General features: G+C 64.8%; 1 pseudogene. It reads left to right on the top strand.

Going from position 1 to position 897, the window contains the following annotated elements:
- Positions 1-177: 177 nt before the first annotated feature.
- Positions 178-897 (top strand): annotated as a pseudogene (locus tag EOA28_RS37120) (sensor histidine kinase); the annotation flags it as partial.

The following is an 897-nucleotide window of genomic DNA, read 5'->3' as shown; positions in this document are numbered from 1 at the left end:
GCATTGGCGATTGGCGCAAAAGCCCATCACGTCGTCATCCTCGGGTCTGCGCTCCGCTTCGCGTCGCTCCGCCCGTGGATGACGAAATCGCGAAGGGCCTCGGCTAATGCGAATCGCGCAAGGCGCCTTTTACAGCACTACTAGCGCTTACTCTCCCGCGGTTATAATCGTAAGTCGATGATAAACATCCTGCGCGCGCCTGATTCCCAGCCAAGCCAGCGGTTGCGGCTCAACACGCTGGTCCGCCTGCGCTGGCTGGCCATCGTCGGCCAGAGCCTGACCGTGCTGGTCGTCGCCTATGGGCTGAAATTCCCGCTGCCGGTCTCGATGTGCTTCGCGCTCATCGCCTTGTCGGCGTGGATGAATCTGTGGCTCACCTTCCGCTATCCGGCCGCGCATCGGCTCACCCCGCTCTCGGCCTTCGCCATCTTGACCTTCGACGGCCTGCAGCTCAGCGGTTTGCTTTACATGACCGGAGGCTTGACCAACCCGTTCTCGGTGCTGCTTTCCGTGCCTGTTGTCATTTCGGCCGCGTCGCTGCCGCTGCGGTTCACCGCGATCCTCGGCGCGCTGGTCATGGTGGCCGCGACGCTGCTGGTGTTCTTCCACCTGCCGCTGCCCTGGTACCAAGACGCGCCGTTGCCGATGCCCTTCATCTATGTCGCCGGCATGTGGATGGCGGTCTTCGCCTCGATCGCCTTCACCGCGATCTATGCCTTCCGCGTCGCGGCGGAAGCGCGCCTGCTCGCCAACGCTTTGGCCGCCACCGAGCTGGTGCTGCAGCGCGAGCAGCATCTTTCGGCGCTGGACGGGCTGGCCGCCGCCGCCGCGCATGAGCTCGGCACGCCGCTGGCCACCATCACTGTGGTCGCCAAGGAGATGGAAAAGGCGCTCGGC

Source organism: Mesorhizobium sp. M2A.F.Ca.ET.067.02.1.1, assembly GCF_004023285.1.
Classification (GTDB): domain Bacteria; phylum Pseudomonadota; class Alphaproteobacteria; order Rhizobiales; family Rhizobiaceae; genus Mesorhizobium.
The sequence above is the reverse complement of the archived record's forward strand: the minus strand, read 5'-3'. Positions and strand labels throughout refer to the sequence as shown.